This is a genomic window from Pseudonocardia ailaonensis, assembly GCF_039531635.1.
GTDB classification, from domain to species: domain Bacteria; phylum Actinomycetota; class Actinomycetes; order Mycobacteriales; family Pseudonocardiaceae; genus Pseudonocardia; species Pseudonocardia ailaonensis.
Window position 1 is genome coordinate 133,069 of record NZ_BAAAQK010000012.1, and the last position, 4,279, is coordinate 137,347.

The 4,279-nt window shown below is 73.8% G+C and carries 3 protein-coding genes; all 3 read left to right on the forward strand.

The genetic code is table 11. From position 1 onward, the window contains the following. The coding region (locus ABD324_RS19315) for a phosphopantetheine-binding protein (RefSeq protein WP_344418722.1) at positions 1 to 1,452 on the forward strand (1,452 nt) is incomplete at its 5' end. After that, positions 1,449 to 3,062, forward strand: a complete 1,614-nt coding sequence (locus ABD324_RS19320) for a (2,3-dihydroxybenzoyl)adenylate synthase (RefSeq protein ID WP_344418725.1) — start codon at positions 1,449 to 1,451, stop codon at positions 3,060 to 3,062. The genes ABD324_RS19315 and ABD324_RS19320, both read left to right, overlap by 4 nt. A gap of 82 nt (positions 3,063 to 3,144) precedes the next feature. Next, a complete protein-coding gene (locus tag ABD324_RS19325; RefSeq protein WP_344418728.1) occupies positions 3,145 to 4,209 on the forward strand; it encodes an iron-siderophore ABC transporter substrate-binding protein in 1,065 nt (354 codons plus the stop codon). The last annotated feature ends 70 nt before the right edge of the window (positions 4,210 to 4,279 follow it).

Sequence of the window (4,279 nt, forward strand, 5' to 3'; positions counted from 1 at the left end):
GCCGCGGCCGCCCGGCACGGGCTGACCACGGCGTCCGCCGTCGCGACCGCGTTCGCCGAGACCGTCGGCCACTGGAGCGCGGGCCCGCGGTTCCTGCTCAACGTCCCGCTGTTCGACCGCGAGCCGCTGCACCCCGCGGTCGGTGAGGTGGTCGGCGACTTCAGCAGCTCCGTGATGCTGGAGGTGGACCTCACCGAGCCGGTGTCGTTCCTGGACCGGGCCCGGACCGTCCAGCGCCGGCTGCACGCCGACGCCTCGCACGCCGGCCACCCCGGCCTCGAGGTGCTGCGCGACCTCACCCGCCGAGACGGCGAGCGCGCCCTCGCGACCGTGGTGTTCACCAGCGCCCTGAGCCTCGGCGACCTGTTCGCGCCCGAGGTCCTCGCCCGTTTCGGCGAGCCCGTGTGGATCGTGTCGCAGGGTCCGCAGGTGCTGCTCGACGCGCAGATCACCGAGTTCGGCGGCGGCGTGCTGGTCAACTGGGACACGCGCGAGGAGATGTTCGCCCCCGGCGTGCTCGACGCGATGTTCGCCGCGTTCCACGCCCTGCTGACGGGCCTCGCCGAGGGCACCGGGGGAGACGACGCCTGGGCTCGGCCGGCTCCGGAGACCCTCGGCGGGGATCCGCGGGTGGTCGACCTCAACGGGCACCCCAAGCCGGTCGGGGTGCTCGGCCGGATCGCGGGCTCGGACGGTGAGCTGGGTGTCGCCCGCGGTGCCGGGCGGTCGGACGGTGCCGGGCGGTCGGACGGTGCCGGGCCGTCGGACGACGCTGGGCGGTCGGGTGGCGTGGTGCTCGGGGCCGGTGCCCCGGGCGCCGTCGAGGTCCGCGGTCGCGCCGGTGACCAGGTCGTCGTCCGCGGTGTCCCGGTCCTCCCGGTCGACGTCGAGGAGGCCCTGCTCGCCGATCCGCGGGTCACGGCGGCGCAGGTCGTCCTGCGTCCCGGCCGCCCCGCCGCGGCCGTCGTCGTGAGCGGCGCCGAACCGGCCGCGATCCTCGCCGGCATGCGCACCCGGGCGCCCGGCCATCTCGTCCCGGACGATCTCCGGGTCGTCACCGAGCTCCCGGACGACCCGGCCACCCTTCTGGCCACAGTGGCACCCAACGCCCTCGTCGCCCCGCGCACCGCCCTGGAGACCGTGATCGCCCGGGTGTGGGCCGAGGTGCTGCCCGTCCCGGAGTTCGGAGTGGACGACGGGTTCGTCGCCCTCGGCGGGGACTCCGTGCTGGCCGCGTCGGTCGTGTCGCGGCTCCGCGAGGACCTGGACACGGACGCCGTGACCGTGCGGCTGCTGTTCGCCGGGGAGAGCGTGGCGGGGCTGGCGGAGCGCGTCGTCGAGGCCGCCGGGCCGGGGATCGAGGCGACCGCCGAGGTCGTCCTGGAGATCCTGGAGGAGATCGACGGCCTGTCCGACGAGGACGTGGCCGCGGCGCTGGGGAGCGAGCGGTGAGCGACCCGGCCGACCTGACACCGTGGCCCGCCGACCTGGTGGACCGGTACGTCGCCGAGGGCTACTGGGGCGCGGCGACCCTCGACGAGGAGTTCCGCGGCTGGGCCGCCCGGTTCGCCGGCCGCACCGCGCTGGTCGTGGGGGAGCGGCGGCTCACCTACGCCGAGCTCGACGAGGCGGCGGAGCGGACCGCCCGCGGCCTGCGCGCGCTCGGCATCGCGGCGGGGGAGCGGGCGGTCGTCCAGCTCCCCAACTCCGCCGACGTCGTGATCGTCCTGCTGGGCATGCTCCGCGCCGGGATCGTGCCGGTCCTGACCCTGCCGGCCCACCGCCGCAACGAGATCGAGCACCTCGTCCGGCTGTCCGGGGCCGTCGCCTACGTCGCGCCGGACGTCCACGAGGGCTTCGACCACCGCGAGCTCGCCGCGGAGATCTCCGCCGTCTGCCCGTCGCTGCGGCACGTCCTGCTCACCGGCGACCCCGGGCCTTTCACCGCGCTCGCGGACCTCCCGGAGGGCGAGCCGGTCACCGGACGCGCCGATCCCGCGGGCATCGCGGTGCTGCTCGTCTCGGGCGGCACCACCGGACGTCCCAAACTGATCCCGCGCACCCACCGCGACTACACCTACAACGCGCTCGCCAGCGCCGCGGTCTGCGGACTGTCCGAAGAGGACGTCTATCTGGCGTGTCTGCCTGCGGCACACAACTTCCCGCTGGCCTGCCCCGGCCTGCTGGGCACCTTCTCGGTCGGTGGCACGGTCGTCCTCGCGCCCGCCGGCAGCGCCGACGTCGCCTTCGGGCTGATCCAGGCCGAGCGGGTCACCGTCACCGCGCTCGTCCCGCCGCTGGTGCGGTTCTGGCTCGAGGCCGCCGAGTGGGACACCCGCGACCTGTCGAGCCTGCGGCTGCTGCAGGTCGGCGGGGCCAGGCTGGACCCGGAGACCGCCGCCCGCGTGCGCCCCGGTCTGGGCTGCGCGCTGCAGCAGGTCTTCGGGATGGCCGAGGGACTGCTCAACTACACCCGCCTCGACGACCCGCACGAGATCGTCGTGTCGACCCAGGGGCGGCCGCTCTCCCCGGCGGACGAGATCCGGGTGACCGGGCAGGACGGCGCCGACGTCGCGCCCGGCGAGGTCGGCGAGCTGTGGACCCGCGGCCCCTACACGCTGCGCGGCTACTACCGGGCGCCCGAGCACAACCGGATCGTCGTGACCGAGGACGGCTGGTTCCGCACCGGCGACCTGGTGCGGGTCCTGCCCAGCGGCCATCTCGCCGTCGAGGGCCGGGTCAAGGACGTCATCAACCGCGGTGGGGAGAACGTCTCGGCCACCGAGCTGGAGGAGCATCTGCTCGCGCATCCGGCGATCGCGCACGCCGCCGTCGTCGCAGTGCCGGATCTCACGCTGGGTGAGATCGCCTGCGCGGTCGTCACCCTCACCCCGAACGCCGGACGGGCCCCGAAACTCAAGGAGCTCAAGGCTTTCCTGGCAGGCCGCGGCCTTGCCCGGTTCATGCACCCGGACCGGCTGGTGGTCGCCGACGCACTCCCCGTCACCGCCGTCGGAAAGATAGACAAAAAGGAGATCGCGGCACGGATCGGATCACCTTGACGTCATGGTTAGGTGAACCTTAGCTTACTCGGCGGCGCGAATCGCGTCACCGGACCACGAGAACACCCATGGAGTGCACGAGATGAGCTCGACGACGACCGGCGTGCCCCCGCGCGGCGCCTCCGATGCCCCCGGGGCGGGGGAGCGCCGCGGAGGGCGGGGTCGCGCCCGCCGCAACGGCCTGATCGCAGGGATCGCGGCCGCGCTGCTCACCGCCGTGGCCGCCTGTGGCGGCGGTGCGGCCGCCACCGCCCCGAGCACGGCCCCCGGCCCCTCGGCGGCGGCGAGTGCCGACGTCTTCCCCCAGACCCTGAAGAGCCAGTACGGGGAGACCACGCTGAAGGCGGCGCCGCAGCGCGTCGTGGCCATCGGTGTCGCGGAGCGGGACACCACCCTCGCGCTCGGGGTCACCCCGGTCGCCGTCGGCGGCTACGGGCCCATCGACTCGTGGTTCACCGCCGCGGCCGGCGGGAAGACGGTCGAGAACATCGACATCACCGACGGCATCCCCTTCGAGAAGATCGCCGGCTTCCAGCCCGACCTGATCATCACCGGCTGGGGCCAGGAGGCGGACTACGCGCAGCTCTCCAAGATCGCCCCGGTGCTCTGGCAGGTCAGCGACACCTTCACCACCAAGTGGCGCGACCAGGTCACGACGATCGCCACGACGCTCGGCAAGTCCGCCGAGGGGCAGAAGCTGGTCGCCTCCACGGACGACAGGATCAAGGCGACGGCCGCCGCCAACCCCGGCTTCAAGGGCAAGACCTTCACCTGGAGCACCTACGACCCGGGCCTGATCAACACCGTCGACCTGCCGGGCGCGCCGGTCATCAGCTTCCTCGGTGACCTGGGCCTGGCGCTCAAGCCGGGGCTCGGCAACCCGCAGAGCACGTACTCCAAGGAGGTCAGCGTCGAGAAGCTGGCCGACATCGACGCCAACGTGATCATCATCTACCCGAGCTCGCCCGAGGCGAAGGCGGACCTCGAGGGGCAGCGCACCTGGCAGAGCCTGGCCGGGGTGAAGGCGGGCGGCGCGGTCTTCCTCGACGACGCGCTGGCCAACGGCCTCAACTCGCCGACGCTGCTGTCCATCCCGTACGTGCTCGACAAGCTCACCCCGATGCTCGCCCAGGCGACCAAGGCGTAACGACCCACCCGTCCCGGCCGCACCGCACGCGAGGTCCGCGGCCCCTGCACTCCCGAGAGGCCCAGGACCC